This window comes from Methylomagnum ishizawai, assembly GCF_900155475.1.
Lineage (GTDB): Bacteria > Pseudomonadota > Gammaproteobacteria > Methylococcales > Methylococcaceae > Methylomagnum > Methylomagnum ishizawai_A.
The window spans coordinates 180,288-207,093 of the sequence record NZ_FXAM01000003.1; the positions used below are offsets into that span (position 1 = coordinate 180,288).

The following is a 26,806-nucleotide window of genomic DNA, read 5'->3' on the forward strand; positions in this document are numbered from 1 at the left end:
AGATTCCTAGATATCACGTTAAGGGGATTTTCCGGGGAAATGGGCGGCGGCGAAGGCGTCGAGGCCGTCCAGGGCGGCCTTGAACCTCAGTTTGCGGGCCGCCTCGCCGACCGGCTGGAACGCCGCCGCCAGTCCGGTGCCCGCCAGTTCGGCCTCGACCGCCGCCGCGGTGCGCTTGGCGGCGAAGCGGTTGTTGGCGAGGGCGTGTCGCAATTCGGCCAGCAAGGCCCGCAGCCGGGCGCGGTCGGCGGGGTCCAGCATCCTGGCCGGGGTGGCGGCGGGGACGGTGGGTGCGATCCAGCGCAGCAAGCGGGTCAGCAGTTTAAGCGGTTCGATAGGCTTGGCGATATGATCGACCATCCCGGCGGCGAGGCAGGCTTCGCGGTGCTGGGCCATCGCCGCCGCGGTCAGGGCAAGGATGGGCGGCGGGGTCCGGCCTTGCGCCCCGGCCTGGGCCAGGATCGAGCGGGTGGCCTCGAAGCCGTCCATCTCCGGCATCTGCAAATCCATCAACACGGCGGCGCAGGTTTCCCGCCCCATCCATTCCACCGCCTCCCGCCCGCCCCGGACGCAGACGGCTTCCAAACCCACGCGGCGCAGCAAGGCTTCGGCCAAGACGCGGTTGGCCTCCTCGTCGTCCACCACCAGGACCCGCGCCCCCCGCATCGGCGCGGCCAGGGCGACGAGGTCGGACGCCGGGACCGGGCGGCGCGGTTCCCACTCCAGCGCCCCGGACGGCGGCCCGTCCAACCGTTCCAGCACGACGCTGAAGGCGAAGGCGCTGCCGCGGCCTGGTGCGCTCTGCACCGTGATCCCGCCGCCCATCAGTTCCACCAGCCGCTTGCTGATCGAGAGTCCCAACCCGGTACCGCCATAGCGCCGGGTGATCGAGCCATCGGCCTGGGCGAAGGAGGTGAACAACCGCTCCACCTGTTCCGGGGCGATGCCGATGCCGGTGTCGCGCACCGTGGCCCGCAGTTCCACCGTGGCCGGGTCCGGGTCCGGGTCCGCCACCGCCAATTCCAGGGCGATCCCGCCCCGCTCGGTGAACTTGACCGCGTTGCCCACCAGGTTGATCAAGACCTGCCGCAGCCGCAAGGCGTCGCCGAGCAGGTAGCGCGGCACCCGTGGATCGATGGCGACCCGCCATTCGATGCCCTTTTCTTCCATGTGGCCGATGAACAAATCGGCCACCCCCCCGACCAGATCGGCCACCTCGAACGGCGCCCGCTCGATCTCCAAGCGTCCGGCCTCGATCTTGGAATAATCCAGGATATCGTTGAGCAAGCGTAGCAAGGCCTGGGCCGAAGTCCGCACCTGGGTCAGGTAGTCGTGCTGGCGCGGCCCGAGTTCGGTGTCGAGGACCAGGTCGGTCAACCCCAGGATGGCGTTCATGGGCGTGCGGATTTCGTGGCTCATATTGGCGAGGAATTCGCCCTTGGCCTGGTTGGCGGCCTCGGCTTCGCGCTTGGCGGCGCGCAGGCCGTCCTCCAGGCGGCGCTGCGGGGTGATGTCGCGGTTGACGCCGATCATGCGGAAAGGGCGGCCCGCGCGGTCGCATTCGACCACCGCCGAGGAATGGATATGGCGGACGCGCCCGCTGGGCGGCAGGGTGCGGAAGACCAGGCTCGACACCAGGCTGCCTTCCCGCCGGGCACGGGCCACCGCGGCATCGATCCCGCCGATATCTTCCGGGTGTATGCGCGACCTCCAGAAATCCTGGCTCAACGGGCCGTCCGACGCTTCGTACCAAGCCCTGAGGCGCTCGTCCCATTCCAGGGTGTCGTCGTCGAGGTTCCAGGTCCAGATGCCGACCTCGGCGGCGTCGGTGGCGAGCTTGAGCCGCCGCAGGGCCGCTTCTATCTCCGCCTCCGCCTCCTTACGGGCCGAGATATCGGCCAGGACGGCGATGACATAGGCCACCCCGCCGATCTCGACCGGACTCAGGCCGACCTCGACCGGCACTTCGATCCCGGCCAGGGTCAGGACGCTCACCTCCCGGCCCAGGTCCATGGGCCAGGTCCGGGCCTGGCGCATGAAGTCGGCGCGGTGGCGGACATGGGCCTCGCGCCGGTCCGGCACGATGAAATCCTCGACCGACCGCCCGGCCAGGTCTTGCGGGGTACCGCCCAGCAGTTCCCCGGCCTTGCGGTTGGCGTCCTGGATCAGGCCGCCGCCATCGACCACCAGTACCGCGACCGGGCTGCCCTCCAGGATTTGCCGCGCCCGCGCCTCGCTGGCGCGGAGGTCGCGGGTGCGGGCCTCGACCTTGCGTTCCAACTCGGCGTTGAGTTCGCGCAGCCGCGCCTCGGCATCCAGCCGCGCCGTCACGTCCAGGACCACGCCGATGACGGTGGCCCGGCCACCGGCTTCGAGCGGGCGGCCATGGATTTCCAGGTCCACCGGCGAACCGTCGCGGCGCAGGGCGCGGAACACCGCCTGGGTCGGCTCGGGGCGCCGGGCTAGGGCGGCGACCCGCGGGCGGTCCCGCGGGACCACGAACCGGGCGCAGGACTTCCCGGCCAGTTCGCCGGGCCGGTCGAAGCCCAGCATCTCCGCCAAGGCCGCGTTGGCATAGGCGATCTGGCCGTCATGGGCGATGAAGATGCCGACCAGGGATTGTTCGACCAGGGCGCGGAATTGGGTCTCGGAACGCGCCAGCTCGGCGGAACGCTGCCGGACCAGGGCTTCGAGCCGGGTGCGGTGGGCTTCCAGGGCGATGCGGGCCTCGATCAGCTCGGTCACGTCCTGGTTGGTGCCGATGACGCGGACCGGGGAACCGTCGGCGGCATGCTCGACCTCGGCGATGGCGTGGACCCAGCGCTCCGCGCCGTCGGCATGGCGCACGATCTTGAATTCGTTCTCGAAGGGCCGGCCCTGTTCGAGCGCGGCATGCAACATCCCGGCCATCGCCTCCCGGTGTCCGGGATGGATCAGGGCCAGCCAATGCGCCAGGTCCATGGGGTAATCGTCCGGGATGCCGTAAATCTGGTAAATCCCGGCGGAGCCGCGCCAGTGCCGGGCGGCGACATCGGTCTCGAAATAGCCCAGCCGGGCCAGCGCCTGGGCCTGGCCCAACCGGATATCGCGTTCGCGCAGTTGCCTCTGCCCGGCCTCCAGGGCCACGCGCTGGGCGATGCTATGGGTTTGATCGACCACCAGCACGGCGAAACGGGGCTGGGGCGCGGCCACGTCCGGCAGCAGCGAGCAATGCACATCGCCGATGAAGTTCTCGCCCAGGGCGGTGCGCAATTCCACCTCGGCGATGATGCCCTCGCCGCCGTCGCGGACCTGCTCCAGCAGGAGGCGCAGCCGGTTCTGCTCGTGCGGCAGGAAGAAGCGCGGGAAATAATAGCTGTGCAGGCGGCGGCGGTTCAGGCCGAAGCGCCGCACCGCCTGCTCGTTGCATTCCAGGATGACCCCCATCCTATCGACCACCAGGCCCGGCAAGGGCAAGGCCGAGAACAGGCTGGCGAAGCGCGATACGGCGTTCTCGGCGCGGGCCTGGGATTCGCGCAGTTCCTCGTTCTGGAGTTCCAGTTCGGCCTGGTAGACCTTCACTTCCTCGACCAGCTTGGCGAGGCTCAATTCGCCGCGCTCCACCGAGGCCAGGGCGGTGTCGAAATCGCCCCGCCGCGATCCCTGCGGTGGCCCGTCGCCGGGCGGGCCGGATTCAGCGCTCATCGGCGTGCTCCTCCATCCAGGCCGTGATATTGATATGGCTGACCACCGCACCGCCGCCGGGATGGCCGACCGGGGCGGCGTACATCAGGAACCAGCGCCGTTCACTGGGCGAATGGCAGGGATAACGGAGGGAGAAATGGCGGATTTCCCCGGCCAAGACCCGCTCGATCCCCACGCGGGCGGCGCGGGCGGCATGGGCGTCCGGTCCCGGTCCGGGGGGGCGGACCCCAAGGTAATGACTACCCGGCCCGGTGCGCACCAATCCATGGTCGCCATTAGTTTCGGCGAAATCGCGCCAAGCCTTGTTGACCAAAGTAATGTTTCCGGCGGAATCCAGCACGGCGATATATTCCGGCAGGGAATCGAGGATGGCCTGTAGGCGTTGGGCGTCCTTGAGGGTGGTGATCTCGAACAGGGTCAGCACCGCCCCGCCGATATTGCGGGGCCGATCCAGATAGGGCAAGAGCCTCAGCAGATACCAGCGGCCATCGTGGGTCCGCACCTCGCGCTGGGTGGGCAGGGCGGCATCGACGGCGCGGCGGAGATCGGCGGCGAATTCAGGGTAGTCCATGCTATGGGCGAAATCATCGATAGGCCGACCCAGGTCGCCATCGCGGACGCGGAAGATGGTCCCGGCCTCCGGCGTGAAGCGGGTCAGCCGCAGCCCGGTATCGACGAACACCGTGGGGATCAGCGCGGCCCGCATCATATTGTCAAGGTCGGCGTTGAGCCGGTGGAGGATATCGATCTTCTCCTGGTTTTCCGAGTTGACGGTGTAAAGCTCCTCGTTGACCGATTGCAATTCCTCGTTGGTGCTTTGCAATTCCTCGTTGGAGGCCATCAGTTCCTCGTTGGTGGCCTGCAATTCCTCGTTGGCGGTCTCCAGTTCCTCGATGGTGGCCTGCAAGCTGTCGCGGATGGCCGCGAGTTCGCGTTCCAGGTGCAGGATGCGCTCGTTGGAGATGGCGGCGATATCGACCGCCTGCTCGGGACGCCCCGGTTCCGGACCGCACGGCGGCTCGAAGGCCAGGAGGAAATGCCGGTCCTGCTCGAACTCCCCAGGGATCGGCGTCGCCACCAGGCGCACCCGGATCTCCTGCCCGCCGCCGGGCCGCACCGACAACACCTCCGAGCGCAGGCTCCGGTTTTCCTTGGCGGCCTTGTGGATCAAGGCCAGGCCGACCGGGGCCAGCTTGTCCACCAGGAGCTTGGAAATGTCCAGGCTGGCTTGGCCCTGGGGGATTTGCAGATAGCGGTGGGCGTCGCCATAGACGTGGACCAATTCGCGTCCGGCGCTCACCAAGAGGGCGGGCGGGGCGTATTGGCGCAGCAATTCGGCCCGGGCGCTTTCGATCAGGCCGGCCTCGGAATTCCAGGACGGTTCGCGGCGCGGGAACCCGGCCTTACGGCGGGCCTCGGCGGAGGGGACGGGATGCCTGAGGTCCAGGGGCAGGGCCAGCGGCCGCGCCAACCGGAACAACTTGTGCTTGGCGCTGGCCACGGTGAAATCGCGTTGGCGGCCGCCCAGGGATTCGCTGGACCCGAGCAGGAGGTGGCCGTCCTCCGCCAAGGCGTATTGCAAGCGCAGCAAAGCCTTTTCCTGGGCCGGCAGGTCGAAATAGATCAAGGTATTGCGGCAAGTAACCAGGTCCATGCGGGTGAACGGCGGGTCGGCCAGCAGGTTGTGGCGGGCGAACACGATATGCTGGCGCAACTCGGCCTTGACCACGAACTGGTTGCCCTTGCGGGTGAAAAAGCGTTCCAGCCGCTCGGGCGGGAGTTCGTGGGCGATGGCCTCGGCATAGACCCCGGCCCCGGCGATATCGATGTATTGCTGTTCCACGTCGGTGGCGAAAATCTTCAATTGCGGCCAATGCCTGAGGGCGTCGAAGGTTTCCGCGAACAGGATGGCGAGGGTGTAGGCCTCCTCCCCGGTGGCGCAACCGGCCACCCACACCCGGATCGATGACCGCGCCCGCCCGGACCCGGCCAAGAACGCGACCACGACCTGCTGCACCAGATGGAAAGTCTCGGGGTCGCGGAAGAAACGGGTGACCGGGATCAGGATATCGCGCTTCAAGGTGTGGATTTCGCCGCGGTCGCTTTCCAGCAACCGCAGATACCCCTCCAGATCGCCGACATTGCGGACCTGCATCCGGCGCTCGATGCGGCGCTGCACGGTGGCGGGCTTGTATTCGCCGAAATCGATCCCGACCTCTTTCTTCAACCCATGCAGGATGCCCTCCAGGGGATTGCCGCCGCCGACCGCGGCCGGTTTGGCGGGCCGCGCCTGGGAATCGGCCCGGTTGTGGACATGGCCGACGATGCGGAGCGCCAAAGCCTCGGGCGGCATGACCTCGTCCACCAGGCCGGTGGCGATGACACTGCGCGGCATCCCATCGAACTTGGCGGTCTCCGGCGCCTGGGCCAGGAGGAAACCGCCGGCGGCGTTGAGCGCCACCGCGCCGCGGGTGCCGTCCGAGCCGGTGCCCGACAGGACCGCCCCGACGGCCCGGCACCCGGCCTCCCGCGCCAGGGAGGTGAAGAACACATCGATAGGGAGGCTGGGTCCGTGCGGGCTTTTGGGGACCAAGCCCAGTTTGCCGGCGGCGATGGTCATGGTCTTGCCCGGCGGGATGAGATAGACATGGTCGGCCACTATCGCCATGCCGTTCTCCGCCATCAGGACCGGCATGGCGGTATGGCGGGCCAGGAGGTTGTCCATCATGCTCTTGTGGTCGGGCGAAAGATGCTGGATCACCACGAAAGCCGCGCCCGAATCGCTGGGCAAGGGATCGAAGAAGCGTTCCAAGGCGTCGAGCCCGCCCGCCGAAGCGCCCAGCGCCACCACATAGCCATCGAAACCGGAGGTTCCGGGACCGGGCGGCAGGGATGCGAGGGCATGGGGTTCCGGGTCGGGTTGGAGATCGTCGTTGGGGTCTTGCGCCATGGCGGGAGGAACCTCGTGGGGAAACGGATGGCTTTGTGAGCGTTTTTAGCGATTATGCCCGCTTTGCCCATGTGCGCAGCCCGTAAATCCACGGTGAGGACGGGAACAATCGCAAGCATGGCCCCGTTCCCGGCCTGGAACTAGAATGTGCGGTCCCATCCAGCGATTTCGATAGGTGAACCGTGCCCAGTTTCCAGCATCCGGCCCAAAGGGGCTCCGCCTTCTTCTATATCATGGTTTTGCTCGGAGTGGCTGTGGCCGCTTTCCTGGCGGGCCGTTATAGCGCCGATGGCGCCTTGGCCCAGGAGAACAAGAAGCTCCGGGCATCGGTGCGGCTGCTGCGCGGCGATAAACTGGGGATCGGCGTCGCCCAGGAAACAGCCCCCGACGCACCGGGACCGGCGGTCGCCGCGCCCTCGTCCGCGGTCCTGGCGGACACCGCCCCGCCCCCTACCGAAGTGGCGATCCCGACCCCCGTGGAGGCCGCGCCGCCCGCCCCGGAAGTTCCCGCCGTGGTAACCCCGCCCGCCCCGGAAGCCGCGGCCACCGCGACCGCGCCCGAAACCCCCATCCCGCCGCCCAAACCCCGCAAGACCGCCAAATCCTGGATTTCCGACCTGGGCGACGGCGTGCAGGGTACCGCGACCTATTGGCACTGCAACAACGCCAAGCTGGTGGCGGACGGGATGGAATACTACGCCTATGGCTCCATCCCGGCGGCGAGCCTGAAGAAGCCGGGCGACGCCTATTCGGTGAAGAACGGCAAGGCCATCGTCGTCAGCGGTTGTTGGAGTCCCAAACTGGACAAGGCCATCCTCTACCGCAAGAGCGATGGCCGGCGCTGGGAACCCGGTTTCAAGTTGGACGATGGGTCTTGGAGCTTGGAAATGGAATAGGCCCGCCGCGCCCCGCGCCATAACCCAGGCACAACCCCCACAGGCCGCACCGAATCCGCCACGGCCCACGGGGAAGGCCGCCGGGATGGGATAAGATAAGGCCAGTTTTCCCACCGGAACCCGCCCCATGTCCGCCGCCGATCCGGCTTTTCCCGGCCCCGAATCCGACCCCGCCGAACTCGCCACCCTCCGCGCCCTGGTCGAAGGCACGGCCCAGGCTATCGGCGAGGATTTCTTCCGCGCCCTGGTCGGCAACCTGGCGCGGGCCACGGGCGCGGCGGGCGCTTTCGTGGCCGAATTCGCCGCCGACCGGACCCAGGTCCGCTCCCTGGCGTTCTGGATGGACGGCGCGTTCCTCGATACCCAGTCCTGGGCACTGGCCGACACCCCTTGCGAGATCGTGCTGAGCGGCCAGCTTTGCCATTACCCGGCGGGGGTGTCCCGGCGTTTCCCCAAGGAGGAAGGCGTCGAAAGCTATCTCGGCGTCCCCTTGCGCGACGCCGACGGCGCGGTCCTCGGCCATTTGGCGGTCTTCGACCGCCGGGAAATGCCCCCGGAACCCCGGCTGCTCTACACCTTCCAAATCTTCGCCGCCCGCGCCGCCGCCGAACTGGCCCGGCTCGGGGTCGTGCGCCGCCTCGAAGCCAGCGAACAACGCTTCCGCGACCTATACGAGGAAGCCCCCATCGCCTATGTCCACGAGGATTTGGAATCGCGCTTCGTCAGCGCCAACCGGGCGGCGCAACGCATCCTGGGCCTGAAACCGGAGGAAGTGCCCGGTTTCGTCGGCCTGTCCCTGGTCCCGGACCATCCCGAAGCCCAGCGCCGGGCGGAAGCGGCTTTCGCCGCCCTCGGGCGTGGCACCGACACCGGCGGCGTGATCTTGGAACTCCGGCGCAAGGACGATGGCAGGCCGGTCTGGATCGAATGGTGGTCGCGGCCCGAGCCGGAAGGCCGCTACACCCGCACCATGTTCCTCGATATCACCGACCGGGTGCTGATGGAACGGGAACAAGCCCGGTTGCAAGCCCAGAACCGCTATCTCCGGGAAGAACTCCAGGCCGCCCACGGCTTCGAGGATATCGTCGGGCAAAGCCCCGCCATCCGCGCCCTGCTCGCCCATATCCGCAAGGTGGCGGGCACCGACACCTCGGTCTTGATCCAGGGCGAATCCGGTACCGGCAAGGAACTGGTGGCCCGCGCCATCCACGCCGCCAGCCCGCGCCGCGACAAACCCCTGGTCAAGCTCAATTGCGCGGCCTTGCCCACCGGCCTGGTGGAAAGCGAGTTGTTCGGCCATGAGAAGGGCGCATTCACCGGGGCCGTCGCCCGCCGGGTCGGACGCTTCGAACTGGCCGACGGCGGCACCTTGTTCCTGGACGAAGTCGGGGAATTGCCGTTGGATGTGCAGGCCAAGTTGTTGCGGGTGTTGCAGGAACGGGAATTCGACCGGGTCGGCGGTCAATCGCCGGTCAAGGTCGATGTGCGGGTGATCGCCGCCACCAATCGCGATTTGGCGCGGGCCGTCGCCGACAAGACTTTCCGCGACGACCTGTACTACCGGCTCAACGTGTTCCCGGTGGCGACCCCGCCGCTGCGGGAACGGGCCGGGGATATTCCCTGGCTGGTCCAATTCATGATCGACAAATTCGCGCCGCGCTTGGGACGGCGCATCGATGGCATCGGGGCCGCGTCCCTAGGCCGCCTTCAAACCTATCCCTGGCCGGGCAATATCCGCGAGCTGGAAAACGTGATCGAGCGGGCCATCATCCTGGCCGACGGTCCCATGCTGGAGATCGGCCCGGACTTGCTGCCCGGTGCCGTCGCGCCCGCGCCCGTCACGGACCCTTCCCTGGAGGCGGTCGAGCGCGAACATATCGCCGCCGTGTTGCGGGACACGGATGGCGTCATCGAAGGGCCGGGCGGGGCGGCGAAGGTGTTGGGCCTGCATCCCAGCACCCTGCGCTATCGCATGAAAAAGCTGGGCTTGCGCTAGCGTTTTAACGCCGATCCTGAGCCAGGGCGGGCTGCGGCCAGAACGGTCGCGGCCCGCCCCGTCCGGTCCGAATCTCCGCTTGTAAAAATATTTTTTTTCTCATAACGTGCCGTTTCCATGATGAGCGAATGTAAGCCAGCGTCCCCCGCCTTGAGCGCCCAGGAAAGCCGTCCCCCGCTTTCCAAGGATACCCCCCACCCCGAACGACACCGATGAAGCGGGCCAAACCCCGCCCCGGACCACGCCGTTCACGATGGGTCCGCGCAACCACGAAAACAATTATCCGGCCCGGCAGCCCATACCCCTATGACCGCCCCAGACCCCGGCGATAAGAAAACCATATTGGTGGTCGAGGACAGCAAGATGTTCTCCCGCATCCTCACCAATAGCATCGAGTCCGAACCCGCCTTCCGGGTGGTGGTGGCCGAAACCCAGGCTCAAATGATCGGACTGCTGGAATCGGGCCGCTATGAATTCTTCGCCAGCCTATTGGATTTGAACCTGCCGGACGCCCCGGACGGCGAGGTCATCGACCAAGCCTTGGCCTACGCCATTCCCTCCATTGTTTTCACCGGCAAATTCGACGACGACCTACGCGACCGCTTGCTTTCCAAAGGTATCGTGGATTATGTGGTGAAGGAGGGACCGGCCAATGTCGATTATGTCGTCACCCTGCTCAAACAGCTATTGCGTAATACCCAGCTCAAGGTGTTGGTAGTCGATGATTCCAAGACCGCCCGCTTGCACCTCGCCCGCTTGTTGAATATCTACCGCTTCAATGTGCTGGAGGCCGAAAACGGCGAACAGGCTTTGAACGTGCTGGACGATAACAAGGATATTTGCTTGATGATCACCGATTTCAACATGCCCAAGATGGACGGCTTCGACCTGACCAAACGGGTGCGGAACCTCTATAGCAAGCAGGATATGGCGATCATCGGCATGTCCACCTATGGCAATAACCTGTTGTCGGCCAAGTTCTTGAAGATCGGCGGCAGCGACTTCATCAACAAGCCGTTCCTGGAGGAGGAATTCTTTTGCCGGGTGAATCAAAACCTGGATTTGCTGGAATATATCAAGAACCTGAAATTCATCGCCAGCCGCGATTTCCTGACCGGCTTGTATAACCGCCAGCATTTCTTCGATGTGGGCGAGAAATTGTTCAGCCGCGCCTATCGCATGCAGAAAGCCACGGTGGTGGCGCTGACCGATATCGATTATTTCAAGAAGATCAACGATACCTACGGCCACGATATCGGCGATTTGGTTTTGAAAAAGGTGGGCGCGATGCTGAAAGCCAGTTTCCGCGCCACCGACCTGGTGGCCCGCTACGGCGGCGAGGAATTCTGTTTCCTCCTGCCCAATATCGAGCCGGGCCAGGCGCAGGGGATTTTCGAGGCGATACGCCGCAAGATCGAATCGGAACTCCTGGTATTGCCCGGCGGGGAAATCTTGCAGATCACCACCAGCATCGGGGTCTGTTCCAGCCTGGAGCCGAGTTTGGAGGAAGCCCTGAGCAAGGCCGATAAAATGCTTTACCAAGCCAAGCGGAATGGCAGGAACCAAGTCATGTTGATTTGAAAGGTCTATTATGCAGCTGATATCCGATGATAAGAATATGGCCCCCGCCTTGGTGATTTGCACGGTGGGAATATTGTTACTGGCTTTCGCGGGGGTGGGCCTGGTATTGCCGGTGGCGGCCAATCCCTTGGGGTTCGCCGCTGTGGCGGGGGTCGGCTTGGCGCTCGGCTGTGGGATCGCCTACGCCCTGGGGCGCGGCATCGACCGCCGCCTGGACCGGATGCGCCGGTTCAACGCCCAGTTGTTGACCACCACCGAGAGCGCCGGCCAGGGCGATTTCGGCCAGCGTCTCGAAACCGGGACCGGCCCCGCCGCCGCCGCCTTCAATGCCTTCCTGGACCGGCTCGGCGACACCATGCAGCGCATATCCCGCGGTGGCCGCGAGGTCAGCCAGGCCGCGCAGCGCCTCAAGCAATCCTCCGCCGTCATCGCCGAAAGCACCAACGATGTCGAATGCCGCTTGTCACTGACCGCGACCTTCTCGGAAAACATCGCCGCCAACGCCACCCATATGGCGACCGCCATCGAGGAAGCCTCGACCAATGTCGGCTCGGTCAGCGCCTCGGTCTACCAGCTCAGCACCAATATCAACACCGTCGCCGCCAGCGCCGAGGAAGCCTCGACCAATATGGTGGGCATCAACCACAGTTTCGACCGCATCGCCCAGGATATCGACACCGTGGCCAATTCCTCGGAACGGATGTCGGTATCGATGGCGGAAATCGCCAAGAACGCCCAGAACGCCATGCGCATCTCGGCGGACGCCACCGCCGGCGCCCATGAAACCCTCACCGCCATGAACCTCCTGAGCGAGACCGCCAAGAAGATCGGCCGGGTGGTGAAGCTGATCGACAGCATCGCCGGGCAAACCAACATGCTCGCGCTCAACGCCACCATCGAAGCCGCCAGCGCCGGAGAGGCGGGCAAGGGTTTCGCGGTGGTGGCCGGGGAAATCAAGGACTTAGCCCAGCAGACCGCCGAGGCCAACAACGAGATCGCCGACCAGATCGAGCAAATCCAGAACTACGCCGCCCAGGCTTTGCAGCATACCCAGGCGGTCAACACCGTGATCCACAAGGTGGCGGAGATCAACCAGGCCATCGACGGCTCGGTGGAACAGCAAAGTTCCTCGGCCCAGGCCATCACCCGCGCCGTGGACGGCATCGCCAACGCCAGCAAGGAATCGGTCTTGAACCTGCAAGAGGCCACCAAGGGCTTGAAGGAAATCACCCGCTCGGCGGCGGAGGCGTCCTTGGCCTCGCGCGATTCGGCCAAAGCCCTGGAAGAGGCCGCGACCGGCGTCAAGCAGGCGGCCAACGCCAGCGGCCAGGTATCGAGCAGCATCGAGAAGATCAACACCAACCTGCAAGCCATCCGTTCGAGCCTGACCAAGATCATGCAGGAAGTCGCGGCCGGCCACCGCCACGCCGACGAGGTGTCGGCCCTGGCCGACCGTTTGGCGCAGTGCATCAATGGTTTCGCGGCCCCGGCGCGGGAATATGAGGGAGCCGCCTTGTTCGACACCCAGCCGGCGGATCATTCCTTGTTGCCGCCCCACCCGGAATCCCGCCAAATCGCCCCCGCCGATCCCGGCTATTTCTCCGCCCCCGGCGACGATCAACCCTTGATCGTCTGGGATTTATCGATCTACAGCGTGGGTATCCGGGAGATCGACCGCCAGCACGGCATCCTGGTGCAGTTGATCAACCGCCTCGATCAAGGGCTCAAGCGCAAAATCAGCAAATCCACCCTGGAAGATATCGCCAATTACCTGACCGATTACACCATCTTCCACTTCAGCTTCGAGGAAAAGCTGATGGCCGACCATCACTATCCGGGTCTGGCCGCACATAAGGTGGTGCATCAGAATTTCGTGAACAAGGTCAAGCATTATCAAAACCAGCTCAAAACCCAGGATGCCGCCTTGGTCGCCACGGAAATCCTGGAGTTCCTGAAAAACTGGCTGCTGGACCATATCCAGAAGACCGACCGGCAATATAGCGCGGTCTTGAACGCCAAAGGGGTATTTTGATTCCGCCCTACCATTCCCGCGCCCGGCCTGGGCATTCCGCGACATGGGACGTCACCAAAAGCGCTTTCACGGGGACCGTGGGAGCGCTGGCGGAGCGCGGTGAACAAGGTTATTCCAGGAAGTTTCCGTGCAAGACAACGAGGAATTGATCCACGCCTTCGTCGAGGAAGCCCGCGAGCATTTGCCGCTGATCGAAGCCAATTTGCTGCGCTTGGAACAGCAGCCGGACGACCCGGCCTTGCTCAACGGCCTGTTCCGCAGCGTGCATACCATCAAGGGCGGGGCCGGGTTCTTCGGCCTGAAGAACATCGGCGAACTCACCCACAGCATGGAAAGCCTGTTGAGCCTGGCCCGCGCCCGGAAACTGCTGCTAGCGCGGCCGCATATCGATATCCTGCTCAATTGCCAAGACCTGCTGGCGCGGATGATCGCCGACCCGGCCCGCAGCAACGATATCGATGTCGGCGCGGAGTGCCGGGAACTCGACCACCTGATCGCCACCCCCAAGACCGCGCGCCCGGCCCCGCCCCGCCCGGAACCAGTCCCACCCCCCGCCGCGCTCCAACCGCCGCTCGCGGCCTTCCTCGCCGAGGCCCGCGACTATGTGCCGCAAATCGAATCCTGCCTGACCGCCCTGTCCACCAACCCGGATAACGGTCCCCAGCGCGATATCCTGCTCTACAGCGTGCAAGCCCTGCGCGAGGGGGCCACCTCCTTGGAACTCGCCAAACTGGCGGCCCTGGCCGAACAGATGGAAGAAGTGTTGGGCTTGGTCCGGCTGGGACAATTGCCGCTGGACCGTTCCGCCTTGCAAGCCCTGGGCGCGGCCTGCGACCAACTGGCACCGCTGCTGGCGCGGCCTGGGGCCGATATCGATATCGGGCCGGTCTGCCGGGGCTTGTTGGCCCTGGGCCAGGGCGAATCCGGCCCGGCGGTCCCGCCTGGTCCCCCGCCCGCGCCCATCCAGGCCGCGCCGATGGCCACAGAGCCGCCATCCCCGCCCCAACTGGAAGCCGATGAGACCATCCGCGTCCACGTCAAACGGCTCAACAAGCTGATCGATCTGGCCGGGGAACTGGTCCTGGTCCGCAACCAAATGTCGCGGCTGTGCGAAGCCATGATTCCCCAGGTGACCGGCCTCAAAGCCACCCTCCACAACCTGAACCGGATCACCACCGAGATGCAGGAAGAAATCATGGGCACCCGGATGCAGCCCATCGGGGTGATTTTCAATAAATTCCCGCGTTTGATCCGGCAATTGGAAAAGGATTTGGGCAAGCGCCTGGAATTGGTCACCGAAGGGGCCGATGTGGAATTGGACAAAACCATTATCGAATCTCTGTCCGATCCCGCGACCCATATTATCCGCAATATGGCCGACCACGGTATCGAATCCCCCGAGGAGCGCCTGCAAAAGGGCAAGCCGGCCATTGGCACCCTGGTCCAGAAAGCCTTCCATGAAAGCGGCCATGTGGTGATCCAATTCAGCGACGACGGGGCGGGGATCGACCCGGAATTCATCGCCGCCCAGGCGTTGCAAAAGCAGATCGTCACGGCGGAAACCCTGGCCCGGATGGGGATCAAGGACAAGATGAACCTGATATTCACCCCCGGCTTTTCGACCGCGCCGACCTTATCTGCGGTCTCGGGCCGGGGTATCGGCATGGATGTGGTGAAAACCAATATCGAGCAGATCGGCGGCACGGTCGATATCCATTCCGAACCGGGCAAATGGACCAGCCTGACCCTGACCCTGCCACTGACCATGGCGATTATCTCGGCCTTGATCGTCCGCGCCCGCGCTTGCCGTTTCGCCTTTCCTCAGGGCCATTTGGAGGAAATGGTGTTGTTGCAGCCGGAAAACTACGCCAAGCGGGTCGGCCAAGCCCACGGCCAGCGCATGTTATCCCTGCGCGGCGATGTCTTGCCCTTGATTTCCCTGGCCCGGAGTCTGGGGATGGACGATACCGGAGAAAACAGGGTATCCCCACCGGAAAAACCGCTGCATATTCTGATTATCAAAGCCGATGGCCACCGGATCGCGGTCATCGTCGATCAAATCCTGGGCAGCGAGGAAATTGTGGTCAAGCCAATGCCCGAATATTTCCGCCATCTCAAGAATTTCTCGGGCACCAGTATCCTGGGCGATGGCGCAATCGCCATGATTATCGATGTGCAAGGTTATATCCAACGCAGCCGCTTGGCTTATAGCGAAGTTTTGAAAACCATCGACAGCCGCCCGGAACATAAAATCGACCAGGAACCGCAATCCCTATTGATCTTCGACAACTATACCGAGGAGCGTTTCGCCCTAGCCTTGTCCTGGATACAGCGTATCGATACCATCGAACTGGGCCGCATACAAAACAGCGCCGGCCACGAATATATCGAATACCATGGCGAACAAATGCGCCTGCTCCGTTTGGAACACTGCCTGCCCGTCCAAGCGCCTAGTGGTATCAGAGAAACCGCCTATATCATCATCCCCAAGCAAACCAAGGTGCCGGTAGCCCTGCTGATCGACCGGGTGATCGATAGCAAGAATATCGTGGTCAAGCTGGAAAATACTGGACTCAAGCTTCCTGGGGTCTTGGGCTCGATGATCCTGGACGGCAGGATTACCCTGATCCTGGATTTGCACGCGATCCTCAAATCCGGCCTGCCCGAGAGCGTCGAAACCGTGGACATCAACCCGGAACGGGCCAACAGCAAGCATATCCTGCTGGTCGAAGATACCCCTTTTTTCATGCGGGTCACCCGGGAATTCATCGTGGCTTCTGGCTATCAGGTCACCACGGCTCAAAATGGCCGCGAGGGTTTGGAGTTATTGAATCAACAGGATTTCGATCTGGTCCTCAGCGATATAGAGATGCCGGTGATGGATGGCCGAGATATGCTCAAGAATATCCGCGCCAATCCGCGCTGGCGGGATTTGCCGGTCATCGCCCTGACCACGCTGAGCGATGCCCAGACCATACAGGAAGGCAAGAAATCCGGCTTCAACGAATGGCTGGTAAAATTGGATAAGGAATTGGTGTTGAAAACCTTGGCGCATTATCTCTAGGACGGGCGCAAACCATGCGGCAATTCATCAGTTTCTATCTGGGCGGCGAGCATTATGCCATCGATATACTATTGTCCAAGGAGATCGGGCGTTTGCATGAAATCAGCCCGGTGCCGGAAGCCCAGGAATATCTATTGGGCATCATGAATCTGCGCGGGCAAATCCTGACCGTGGTCGATCCACGATTCTTTTTGGGCCAGACCCCGAATCCGGCTCCACAGGATAGGGTATTGATTATCCTCAAAACCAAGGCGGAATTAAACCGGCTGGGCAAGCTGGGCCAGCACGCCATGGAAACCGGAATATCCATCAAAGACCCGCTGGCGATCCTGGTCGATAGGATGGGGGAAACCTTGAATATCGAGGACGGGGATATCCTGCCGCCATTACCCAACATGAATAGCGGCAACCGGGAATTTATTTCCGGCCTGATCCAGCAGGATAATCGGTATATTATCATTTTGGCCTTGGAACAGTTGATTAAGCGGCTATAACCCGGCTCCCAAGTCCCGCTTGGGTATGCTTGTCGCAAGTTCCGCCCACCCTCCGGCTTGGAACGGAGCGAATCCCACGGCATGGTTTTTAATCTATGAATGACCCCGTGAAAATCCTGGTGGTCGATGATAGCGCGACCTACCGGCAAATCCTGCTGGCGGTGATCGCCAATATTCCCGATGCCGAATGCGTGGGCATGGCGGCTTCGGGTACCATCGCCCTGGCCAAGATACCGATACTGAAACCCGATTTATTACTATTGGACGTGGTGATGCCCGGTATGGACGGCGTGGAAACCCTACAACGCGTCCGGCAGCTTTTCCCCGATATTCAGGCCATCATGGTCAGTGCCTTCGATATGGACCATGCCAAAGCCACCCTCCGCGCCTTGAATCTCGGTGCCCTGCATTTCGTGGCGAAACCGATAGGGGGGAATTCTGAGGAGAATACCGCCGAGTTGGCTCGGTATCTCAGCCCCTTGGTGCAGTGGGTACAAACCCGGAAATATGCCGGTCTTAGCCGCCAGGGGCTGCCCCATCCAGCGCCACCGCCCATGGCTAAAAAACCCCAAGCCATACCCTCCCCGCCGACCCAGAAAATCCCCATCGATTTGATCGTGATCGGCGTTTCCACTGGCGGTCCCAAGGCTTTGGAATGCTTATTGCCCCAATTGCCGGCCCGCTTGCCCTGCCCGGTATTGGTGGTGCAGCACCTCCCCGCATTATTCACCCAATCGATGGCGGCCAAACTGGATATGGAATCGCCTTTGCGGGTCGCCGAAGCCAAGGGTGGTGAATTGCTCGGGCCGGGTATCATCTATATCGCCCCCGGCGGCAAACACCTGGTGGTGAAACGGTTTCCCGGCGGCGGATATAGTTTGGCGGTAAACCAAGACCCGCCGGTCAATAATTGCCGCCCGGCGGTCGATGTGCTGTTCGCTTCGGTGGCCGAGGTGTTCAAAGGCAACGTGCTGGCCGTGGTGATGACCGGCATGGGACGCGACGGCACCGAAGGCGTGCGGGCGCTCAAGCGCGGGGTCGGCCTGTGTCGGTGCTGGGTCCAGGACGAAGCTTCTTCCGTGGTCTGGGGAATGCCGGGCAGTGTATTCGACGCCGGTTTGGCCGACGAGGTGGTGCCCTTGGAAGAACTGGCGGCCCGGATCGTGCGATTGGCGCTATAACCCACCACGGATATGATGGCGATACCCCCGATCACTCCCCTGGAATTCCAACAGATCAGTGTTTTGCTGCGCGATCAGTGTGGTTTGTATTTGCAGGAGGACCAGGCTTATCTGGTCGAGACCCGGCTGCGCGATTTCGTGCAAAACCTGGGTTTGGCGGGGTACGGCGAATTATATTTGCGCCTGCGTTATGAACCGGAGCGCTTGTTACCCATGGTCATCAATTTGATGACCACCAACGAAACCTTTTGGTTTCGCGATGAATCCTGCTGGAATGCGGTGGAAAAAGCCATTTTGCCGATGCTATTGCAAAAGCTGGAACGCGGGAGCGGTAGGGTCAAGATTTGGATCGCGGGTTGTTCGACCGGACAGGAAGCCTATTCCCTGGCGATGTTGATCGACGAGATTTGCCTGAAGCGCGGAAAACCGGAATTGGCCCGCGCTTTCGATATCCAGGCCATGGATATTTCCCTGGCGGCTTTGGACGTGGCGCGGTCGGGGCGCTATAACGACTTCGATATCCGGCGCGGCTTGTCGGAAACCCGGCGCGGACGCTATTTCGAACGGCAGGCGGATAACCGTTGGCTATTGCAGCCTAATATCCGCTTGCGGGTGCGCTTCGATGCCATCAATTTGGCCCGCGATTTCTCATGGCTCGGCAAATTCGACCTGATCTTCTGCCGCAACGTGACGATTTATTTCACCCCGCCGGTCCGCGAACGGATTTTGACGCAGATGGCCGCGATGCTGGAACCGGGCGGGGCGCTGCTGTTGGGCGCGACCGAATCGGTTTGGGGCGGGCGGGGGAATTTCAGGACGGTCGAATTCGAGGGCTGTATCTTTATCTCGAAACCGGGTTGAACCCGGTGCGTGGGGGGCGGGTCCGTCCGCCCGATTGGTCTCATCCGGGCGGATGCGTCCGCCCCTACCCAGTTTGTCACCATGGATACTTTGGAGCAGATCGCAACGACCACCCTCGGCCACTACGACCGCAACGCCGAGGCTTTTTTCGAGGGCACCCGCGACCACGATGTCAGCCAGAACATCGCCGCCTTGTTGCGCCATATCCGGGGCGGACCGCCGTTCACCGTGCTGGATTTCGGTTGCGGGCCGGGCCGCGACCTCAAGGCGTTCGCGGCGCTGGGACACCGGGCCATCGGCCTGGACGGCGCGGCCCGGTTCGTGGCGATGGCGCGGGATCACAGCGGCTGCGAGGTCTGGCAACAGGATTTCCTGCGGCTGGATTTACCCGCCGGGTATTTCGACGGGATATTCGCCAACGCCACGCTGTTCCATGTGCCGAGTCGGGCATTGCCCAGGGTATTGGGCGAATTGCGGGCGGCGCTCAAGCCGGAAGGGGTGTTGTTCGCCTCCAATCCCAGGGGCCGGAACGAGGAGGGCTGGCAAGGGGCGCGCTACGGCACCTACCACGATATCGAAGCTTGGCGGGGCTATCTGCTGGCGGCGGGTTTCGTGGAACTGGAGCATTATTACCGGCCCGAGGGGCTGCCCCGCGAGCAACAGCCTTGGCTCGCCACGGTGTGGCGGCGGGCTTGAAGCGCGGATTTAAGCTTCCTCCTTGGGATCGCCCTGCTCGCGGAAGCGGTCCAGGCCATGGGCTGCTTCCGCCCGCGCCAGGATGAAGCCGCGTAGTTCGGCGGCGAAGTTTTTTCGCTCCAGCATGGCTTTGATCTCGGCCTCGCTTTTTCCGACCAGACCGGCGGCACCGCCGAGCTTGAGCGCGGTGACATGGGCGAAGTATTGGATATCCGTCCTATCGACATGTCCGGTGGCGGCTTTTTGTTCCGGCGAAAGGTATTTGTTCGAGAAGTCCTTTTGGACGGTCTTGCCGGTCGCCGCCTTGTCGATTTCGTGCATCGCCCTCACCGCCCCGCCGGGAGAAACCGGATTGGCGGTTTCCAAGGCTTGCGCCAGGGTCAAGGACGCTTGCGGGCCGGGCAGGTGGGCCAAGCCCTTGCCTTCGGCGGCGGTTCGCAAAAGTTCGGGCATCATGACCAAGGCGCGGTCGCTCCTGCCGCCTTCCACCCCCACCATCACCGCCACCGCCGCCGCCAAGCCGCGACTTTCCGGCGGCCCCCCCGCGGCGTCCCCGCGCAGGATGTTGGCCGCCTGCCGCGCCATTTGTGTATCGGCAATCCCTTTTCCCTGTAGGGCCCGGACCTCCTTGACGAACTCGGGATAGCTTTTGCCCTCGTCCAGCGCGTCCCGGAACACCACCGCGCCGGGGCGTCCCAGGGCGGCGCGGGTGGCGTTCTGGGTGACGCGCATCGCCGCGGGATCGTCCTTGGCCGGTAGCAGCGCCAGGCTGCTACCCGGTTTGGGCGGGTGCGAGGGCCGGTCCGCGCCGTAATAGGGCGCGTGGGGTTTGGCACCGCGCTGGCGCAGGGCCAAGGCCAGCGCTTGGCCGGAGCCGTCGAATCCCGCCGTGGCGCTCGCGAGCGGGGCGCTTTTGGTCGGCTTGGGCGATTCCGGCTCGGCGTGGATGGGCTTTTCCCGGCGTTTGATCTCGTCGAAGGCCGCTTGCACCTCGGGCCGGTCCAGCAAGTCCTCGGCGATGCCTTGGATCATCTTCCGCAACTCGCCCAGGTTGAGTTCCACCCAGTTCTGGATGACGTCCTCGGTCGGATTGACCACGGCCCGGACGCCGATATTGCGGCCGCTCTTCACCAATTCGAGTTTGCTCAGCCTGTGCTTGATCCGCCAGCCCAGCAGTTTGGCGCGTAGGAGAAGACTTTTGATGCCGCCCTTGCCAGCCATGGCGAGGATTTGTGGCCGGATCGCCTCCACCGCCTTTTTCAGCCGTTCCCGCTTCTCCTGTTCCTTGTCTTTATCCTGGCCCTTCCTGTCCTTCCGCTTTTTGCGCCAAGCGTCGAACTTCTGCTTCCAGCCCTTGAGCTTGGCCCCCAGTTGCTTGAACTTGCCCTTGAGCCAGCGGCCCGCCCGCCGGGCGAGGTTTTTGACGCGGTCCAGGATTTTCTTGGCGATGGCTTTGATCTTGTCGCCGACCTTGGCGGCGGGACCGCGCAGTTTCTTCAATAGCCAATTGGAGACGAAATCGACGACCGCGACAGCGGCGGCGGCGAGCAGGGCGGCGAAGCGCGGCGCGCCCCCGCCAGTCTTGACCGCCTTGAGGAATTCGACGAATTGGGACACGGCGGCGAGGATGCGCCGGGCCGAACCCCAGGCGGCTTGGATGCCTTCCACCACCACCATCACCGCGCCCGCCGCCGGGACGATCATCGCCACCAATTTTTCCACCAGGAGCCCGATCAGGGCCGAGGGGATGGCCTGCTTCAAGCCTTGCCAGACCATGGCGGCAATGGCCTTGAGGGCCAGCCCGCCTTGCTTGAGGACGCCCCAGACCGCCGCGCCCATCCCCAGCACGGCGTCGAGCTTGTCGTTGAACCATTGCTTGACCGCGCCGGACAGCGCCGACCACAGGTGGTGCTGGATACCGTCCTTGACGGCGGCGGCCAGCTTGCCGAGCCAGGCATCGGGATTCTGGGCGATGTCCTTGACGATGGCGGCGAAGGCACCGAGGGTATCGGCCACCGCTTGGGCGGATTTGATCGCGCCCAGCGCCGCCGCCTTGGCGGCATCCAGGGCTGCCAGCAAGGCGTGTTGGTAGCCCGCCAGCAGTGATTCCAGCCCTTGGCCCAGGCGGTCCAGCAGCTTTTGCACCCCACGCTTGAGACTGTCCGCCAGTTGGTTGACCCGGTCTTCCGCCGCCTTGACCTTGCTTTCGATATAGGCCCGCCATTTCGCCCGCAGCGTGGGGAAGGCGGCGAGCAGGGCGTCGCCGATGGCAATCAAGGCGGCACCGATGGCGCGGATGAGGGCGACTACGGCGGCGCGGGCTTTTTCGATGACGGCGACGGCGAGTTGCTTGGCCCGGTCGATGGCGGCGCGGACCAGCCGCTTGGCAGCGTCGAAGATCGCCATCAGCCCTTGTTTGAGCCGGTCGAAGAAGGCGGTGGCCTTATCCGCCAGCCAGCCGAACACGCCCTTGAGTTCGCCCTCGGCTTCCCGCTTCTTGGCACCGGCCTGGGATTCGGCGTCGCGGCGGTGGCGGAGGGCTTGGCGCTCGCCCGCTTCGATATGGGCGCTGGCTTGTACGTCGGCTTGTTTTTGCTCCTGGCCGATCCTGGCCTCGCCTTGGGCGAGTTCGGCCTGGGTCTTGGCGCCGGCCTGGGCGACTTCGCGCTGTTGGTCCGCGGTCCAATCGGCGCGGGCCTGGGCGACTTCGGCACGGACCTGGCGGCGGGCCTCGTTTTGTTGGTCGGCGTGGTCTTCTTGTAGTTGGTCGAGTTGCTGGCGGGTCTGTGCCTGTTGTTCGGCGACCTGTGCGCGATGCCCGGCCTGTTTGGCCGCGACCTGGGCCTGGGCTTGGCCGAGGGCGGCGCGGACGGCGTTGCCTTGTTTGGCCTCGGCGATGATGGCGAGGGTTTCCGCGGCGTCTTCCGACGGGCTTCCGGCCCCGCCCGCTGGGAGGGCGGGGGCTTTGGCTTGCAAGGTTTCCTTGGGACGGCGCACGCGGATATCGTCCTCGCCCGCCGGGACGGCGACCTCGGCCCGACCCTGGGCAGTTTGGGCCGCGACGCTGCCCGCCAGCTTGTCTTTTTGGTCGGCGATCTGGGCCGGGTCGGCGTCGCCCGCGAGGTGCAATCGAGGCGACGGTCCCGCCGTGACTTCGAGGCCGGGGTCGGTGGTGGGCAGGGCCAGGATCGAGGCTTGCACCCGTTGGGCGTCGGCGGCGCTGAGCGCGCCATCGGCGGTGGGGGCGAGGCGCGGGGCGGGAAGGTTTTGGATCGGGGTGGGCGGCGGTTCGGGTAGGGGCTGGGGTTTGGGGACTGGTTGGGCGCTGGGCGAGGGGCTGCGCGGGGTCTTGGCGGTTGCGTTCCCGGTCGCTAGGGGCTGGACCGCCGAACCGCCGCCGTCGCCGCCGACTTCGATTTCCGGCATGGATGCTTGCAGGCGGGTGCCTTCCGCCTGGACGTCCTGGTCCACGGCGCTGCCGACCCCGCCCAGCGCCTTGACCGCCGCCCCCACCGGGAGTTGGGCGGCGGCCCCGAGACCGTCTTCCGGGGTCATGGCGGCGGTGTCGGGCGTTGCCGGGGCCGGTTCGGGGGCAGCGCCGCCCCCGCCCCCGCCGCCACCACCGGGCGCGGATTCGCCGCCGCCCACGTCTTCGCCGACGGCGGCGAGGCTGGCGGCTTTTTCATCCGCGCTGAGTTCAACGCTTTCCGGTTCGCCTTCCAGGGGCTTTTGGGCTGCGGTTTCCGCTGGGGTTTCGGCCTGCGCTGCTTCCTGCGCTGGGTCGCGCTGGGCTTCGCTGTGTTCGCGCTCGGCTTGTTCGAGGCGCTGGGCTTGTTGCGCGGGCTGGCTTGCCGCGTCGGTTGGCGGAGGCGCTATCGTTTCCGGCGTGGCTTCGGTGTCCTCCGGGGTGGGGTTTCCGGTCGGTGGCCCGGCGGCGTCGAGTCGGTCCTGGGTCTTGGCTGCTTCGGGCGTGGCGGGTGGTTCTTCGGCCAAGGACTGGACGCTGGGGGATGGCACGGCTGCTCCAGCTACGGCGGGCGCGGCGGTTTCCGGCTTGACCTCGGATTTGGCCGCGATGGCGGTGGTGGGTGGGGCGGATTTGCCCGGCTGGGCGGTCTGCCTGGCCGCGGAGCGGGCCTGGGTGGCGAGGGCAAGGAAAGGCTGCGTCCCCCGCGCTTGGCCGGGCGGAGAAACCTGGACGGTTGCCGGCGCGGGCGGGACGGTGGCACGGAAATCGCTGGCTCCGCGCCCTGCGGCCCGGATCGTCCCGGAGACGGGAAAGGGGAACGGCGGTTCGGGTTTGGTGCTCGCGGCGGTGCCGCCCACGGACTCCGGCCAACGCGGGGGCAGGGTATCGCGCCGGGGTTGCGCTTGGCTTTCCAGGCCGGGCTGGGCGGTGGGGCGGGGTTCTTGGACAGGCGGAATGGCGGTCGCGGCCCCGGCATGGAATGGCGGGAATCCCCCGGTTCGACGGGTAGGATCGATCCCCTGGTTGTCGAGGAAGGCAATGCCATAGGCGGGCGGTGCCCCGGCGGTCCCGGCGCTATCGCGGTGGCGGGCCGGGGAATCCGCCCGATGTCGCTGGGATGGGGGGGCCGGGTCTTTCATGGGCTTGTAGGACCGTTCAGTACACCGGCTCCAGCGTGTCCTTTTCGTCCGCGAACGGCGGTTTGATGTAGTCCTCCGGGACACCGGATTCAAGCGCCTTCTTCAAATCGGCCACATGCTCCCGGTGTTCTTGCAGTTGATATTCCCAACCCAGGATCAATTGGCGGCCTTTGCTTGGGGCGAGCGTGCTGCGGGCGACTTTGGAACCCGGCGCGACCAGGGCCGGATGCTCGCCCAGGTCTTTGGAGACGGCGTTGCGCCGCTGGGTCAGTTGCTTCAGGGCATCGTTCAGATGGGAGAATGCCGGGTCCTGGTCCAGGTCGGCGAGATAAGCCGCGCTCGCGGCGGGGTAGTCGTGGGGTTGGCCCACGAAGGCTTTGGCCAGTTCGGCGTGCAGCTTGTCGCGGTGCTTGAGCCAAACCCCGCGGGCGCTCTTCCAGGCGGGGATGGCCAGTTCGTTGTGGATGCGGTTCTTTTCCTTGTTGAGGTCGAGATAGCGCAACTGGAATTGGGAGATACCAGCCTTGGGGTCATCGGCCAATAGCTTTTTGCCCACCACCTTCTTTTCGTAAAAGCTTTGCAGGTTTGGCTTCAAGGCGGAATCCTTAGCCTTGAGGTGGTCGGGCAGGTCTTCCAGGCGGAACGGCAGGTCCACGCCCATACTGAACATCCCGGCGGCGACGGTGGCGAGCAATTGCCGGTTGGCGTCCGGCTCCGAGGTCTTGGGATCGGGCGGTTCCCAGTCCTTGCGCAGGGCGGCGAGTTTGGCGTCGGTGACTTCGTGGAAATTGCCGTTGTGGATGATGTAGGTGGGCAAGCCCGCGCCCGTGACGATCAGGCCGACATGGACCGGCAACACGATCAGGCTGAATTTCAGCTTCAGCTTTTCCTTGAGCAGGGACAGCATATACACCCAGCGCAGGGCGTAGACCCCGCAGTCCTGGATCAACTGGCCGGTGAGGGCGCGGGGGTAGGGGCGCTTGAGATAGTTGTCCTCCTCCCGCTTGACGAAATCCTCGATGTTATAGGGCGTAGAAATGGTGAAGGCGTCGGCGTAGCCTTCCAACAGCCGGATGACGGCCCGGTAGGCGTCGGCATCGGCCTTGAGCGGCCCGGCTTTGGCGGCTTTGGCCTCGCCCGCCTGGGGTTCGGCCTTGGCGAGATATTGGGCTTCCAGGAAACCCCGCCAATCGTCGATGTTCTCCAGTCTGAGGGCGTGCTTGCCCATGGCGGCGCGGTTTTCCTGGGTATACAAGCGCCGGAGGAAGCCGATCTGGTTCTTGCGGACCGCGAAAATCCTGGCCACCGGCAGATATTTTTCCACCCCGCCGATTTGGTCTTTGTCGAAGAAATCGATGGCGACGCCGCGCTTGCCCCCGGTCTTGCCCCGGTCGAAATAATCCCGGTGTTCGCCCCCCTTGTCGGTGAAGGCGCTGCGGGTGGCTTCCAGGCTGAGTCCGCCCAAATGACGGTCGCCCACCACGGCATCGAAGGCGGGTTTGAGCTTGCCGTCCAGGACGGATTCGAGCCGTTGCAAGGCGGCTTCGCCGTCCTTGGCGGCGTCGGCCTCGAAACGGGCCACGGCGTCTTCCATCAGCGTATGGACGGCGCGGAACAACGGCACCGCCAGTTCCCGTAATTGGTGGATGAGGGCGGAGAAATAGCTGGCGAGCGTATCGCTTTCGGTGAGACCGTAAGGGTCGCTGGCATCGGTGAGCTTGCCAAGTTCGCGGCTTTGCTTGACCTTGTCGAAATCGAGGCGCTCCGCTTCCCGGCGGATCTGCCAAAAAGCGGCCAGCAGTTGATCGATACTGGCCGTGGCGGCCTCCGCTTTGCTGAAATCCGCCTGCTCGATGGCGCGATAGGCGAGCCGTTGCCACAGCCGCTTGTCGGCCCCGAATTTGGAAATAGGCGGTTCGCTCCGGCCGCCGCCGCGGAAAAAAGTGCGCAGGCGCAAGGCTTCCCGGTCCAGTCCCATTTCGAGGATGCGGACCAGCAAGTCGTTAACGAAATTTTCGGAGCGCTCGTAAGGTGCCCCGGAAGGCGGCGGATCGGCCATCACCAGGGGCACCCATTTCTGGACGGCGGCCAAGTCCTTCGCTTCGGTGGCTTCGCAGAGCCGCAGCAGGTTCCGTATATAGGGCAGGCCGGAACTGGGGATGTACCACTCGGACAGGCTGTCCAGGGCTTCGATGACTTCCTGGTAGAACTTGGCCGGTTCCTTGGCCTTGGCCTTGGGGGGCTCCCGGCCTTTCAACTGCGCCACGGGGAGATACGGCGGGGGCGGGTCGTGCTGGACGCGGGCCTGCGCGGTGCCGGGTCCGCCGGACGCGGCCCGCGCCGCCGCCGCGCCCATGGCGTCGGCTTCCCGCTCCAATGCCGGTTCGGTGTTGAGGGGACGCCGGGCTTTCAGGCGCGGTGCCTCCGGCTGTACCCGGCCCTGCTTTTGCTGGACCACATGCCAAGCCTCGTGCGGCAGATGCCGTTCCTGGCCCGGCCCCAGGAAAATATCGCTGCCCTGGGCATAGGCCAGCGCCCCCAAACCGGCGGGTTTGGGCGAGTCGTAATGCACCCGCACATCGTCCATGACCAACCCGGACAGTTGTTCGACCCCGGCTTTGAGCGGGGCCGGCAATCCCGGTGGCCGGTCGAGCAGGTCGATGCCATAGCCCGGATGCGGGGTGGCCGCGCCCTGGGCGTCGGGGTCGGCACGGACGGTGTCGGGGGTGCGGTCATGGTCTTTCATCTTGCGCCTGCCTTTGT

The 26,806-nt window shown here is 64.5% G+C and carries 13 protein-coding genes; 9 read left to right on the top strand and 4 right to left on the bottom strand.

What is annotated here, in order from left to right:
- Positions 1–18 precede the first annotated feature (18 nt).
- Positions 19–3,684, bottom strand: coding sequence for a PAS domain-containing hybrid sensor histidine kinase/response regulator (locus B9N93_RS22855; protein WP_085216692.1), 3,666 nt, complete (start codon positions 3,682–3,684; stop codon positions 19–21).
- Complete coding sequence (locus B9N93_RS22860) at positions 3,674–6,634, bottom strand: chemotaxis protein CheB (RefSeq protein ID WP_085216693.1); 2,961 nt, start codon at positions 6,632–6,634, stop codon at positions 3,674–3,676. Before B9N93_RS22860 ends, B9N93_RS22855 begins: the two co-directional genes overlap by 11 nt.
- 254 nt (positions 6,635–6,888) lie before the next feature.
- Here B9N93_RS22860 and B9N93_RS25815 point away from each other — a divergent pair, with 254 nt between their 5' ends.
- The 9 genes from B9N93_RS25815 (at position 6,889) to B9N93_RS22910 (ending at position 19,435) form a co-directional block, all read left to right on the top strand.
- Positions 6,889–7,530 (top strand): hypothetical protein, encoded by a 642-nt coding sequence (locus B9N93_RS25815; RefSeq protein ID WP_176225407.1) that lies wholly within the window; start codon positions 6,889–6,891, stop codon positions 7,528–7,530.
- Between the two features lie 127 nt (positions 7,531–7,657).
- Positions 7,658–9,526, top strand: coding sequence for a sigma-54 interaction domain-containing protein (locus B9N93_RS22875; RefSeq protein WP_085216696.1), 1,869 nt, complete (start codon positions 7,658–7,660; stop codon positions 9,524–9,526).
- Positions 9,527–9,832: 306 nt separating this feature from the next.
- Positions 9,833–11,107 carry a diguanylate cyclase gene (locus B9N93_RS22880; RefSeq protein WP_085216697.1) on the top strand — a complete coding sequence of 425 codons (1,275 nt, stop codon included), beginning with the start codon at positions 9,833–9,835 and terminating at the stop codon, positions 11,105–11,107.
- A 10-nt stretch (positions 11,108–11,117) separates the two neighbouring features.
- A complete protein-coding gene (locus tag B9N93_RS22885) occupies positions 11,118–13,139 on the top strand; it encodes a bacteriohemerythrin (protein ID WP_085216698.1) in 2,022 nt (673 codons plus the stop codon).
- A gap of 127 nt (positions 13,140–13,266) precedes the next feature.
- Positions 13,267–16,203 (top strand): hybrid sensor histidine kinase/response regulator, encoded by a 2,937-nt coding sequence (locus B9N93_RS22890; protein ID WP_085216699.1) that lies wholly within the window; start codon positions 13,267–13,269, stop codon positions 16,201–16,203.
- A 14-nt stretch (positions 16,204–16,217) separates the two neighbouring features.
- Positions 16,218–16,697, top strand: coding sequence for a chemotaxis protein CheW (locus tag B9N93_RS22895; protein ID WP_085216700.1), 480 nt, complete (start codon positions 16,218–16,220; stop codon positions 16,695–16,697).
- Positions 16,698–16,792: 95 nt separating this feature from the next.
- Positions 16,793–17,878, top strand: a complete 1,086-nt coding sequence (gene cheB, locus B9N93_RS22900) for a chemotaxis-specific protein-glutamate methyltransferase CheB (RefSeq protein WP_085216701.1) — start codon at positions 16,793–16,795, stop codon at positions 17,876–17,878.
- 12 nt (positions 17,879–17,890) lie between these two features.
- The gene (locus B9N93_RS22905) at positions 17,891–18,739 is read left to right on the top strand and encodes a CheR family methyltransferase (RefSeq protein WP_085216702.1); all 849 of its coding nucleotides are present in this window, start codon (positions 17,891–17,893) and stop codon (positions 18,737–18,739) included.
- 81 nt (positions 18,740–18,820) lie between these two features.
- Positions 18,821–19,435, top strand: coding sequence for a class I SAM-dependent methyltransferase (locus B9N93_RS22910; protein WP_085216703.1), 615 nt, complete (start codon positions 18,821–18,823; stop codon positions 19,433–19,435).
- 9 nt (positions 19,436–19,444) lie between these two features.
- On the opposite strand, the gene B9N93_RS22915 is transcribed toward B9N93_RS22910, so the two are convergent.
- Positions 19,445–24,043 (bottom strand): phage tail protein, encoded by a 4,599-nt coding sequence (locus B9N93_RS22915; RefSeq protein WP_085216704.1) that lies wholly within the window; start codon positions 24,041–24,043, stop codon positions 19,445–19,447.
- 16 nt (positions 24,044–24,059) lie between these two features.
- Positions 24,060–26,789 carry an eCIS core domain-containing protein gene (locus B9N93_RS22920; RefSeq protein WP_085216705.1) on the bottom strand — a complete coding sequence of 910 codons (2,730 nt, stop codon included), beginning with the start codon at positions 26,787–26,789 and terminating at the stop codon, positions 24,060–24,062.
- Positions 26,790–26,806 lie beyond the last annotated feature (17 nt).

Bases quoted from the DNA above. Each gene is read 5' to 3' on its own strand.
- B9N93_RS22860 (WP_085216693.1), bottom strand. From the start codon at position 6,634: ATGGCGCAAGACCCCAACGACGATCTCCAACCCGACCCGGAACCCCAT.
- B9N93_RS22855 (WP_085216692.1), bottom strand. From the start codon at position 3,684: ATGAGCGCTGAATCCGGCCCGCCCGGCGACGGGCCACCGCAGGGATCG.
- B9N93_RS22880 (WP_085216697.1), top strand. From the start codon at position 9,833: ATGACCGCCCCAGACCCCGGCGATAAGAAAACCATATTGGTGGTCGAG.
- B9N93_RS22885 (WP_085216698.1), top strand. From the start codon at position 11,118: ATGCAGCTGATATCCGATGATAAGAATATGGCCCCCGCCTTGGTGATT.
- B9N93_RS22875 (WP_085216696.1), top strand. From the start codon at position 7,658: ATGTCCGCCGCCGATCCGGCTTTTCCCGGCCCCGAATCCGACCCCGCC.
- B9N93_RS22920 (WP_085216705.1), bottom strand. From the start codon at position 26,789: ATGAAAGACCATGACCGCACCCCCGACACCGTCCGTGCCGACCCCGAC.
- B9N93_RS22915 (WP_085216704.1), bottom strand. From the start codon at position 24,043: ATGAAAGACCCGGCCCCCCCATCCCAGCGACATCGGGCGGATTCCCCG.
- B9N93_RS22905 (WP_085216702.1), top strand. From the start codon at position 17,891: ATGATGGCGATACCCCCGATCACTCCCCTGGAATTCCAACAGATCAGT.
- B9N93_RS22910 (WP_085216703.1), top strand. From the start codon at position 18,821: ATGGATACTTTGGAGCAGATCGCAACGACCACCCTCGGCCACTACGAC.
- cheB (WP_085216701.1), top strand. From the start codon at position 16,793: ATGAATGACCCCGTGAAAATCCTGGTGGTCGATGATAGCGCGACCTAC.
- B9N93_RS22895 (WP_085216700.1), top strand. From the start codon at position 16,218: ATGCGGCAATTCATCAGTTTCTATCTGGGCGGCGAGCATTATGCCATC.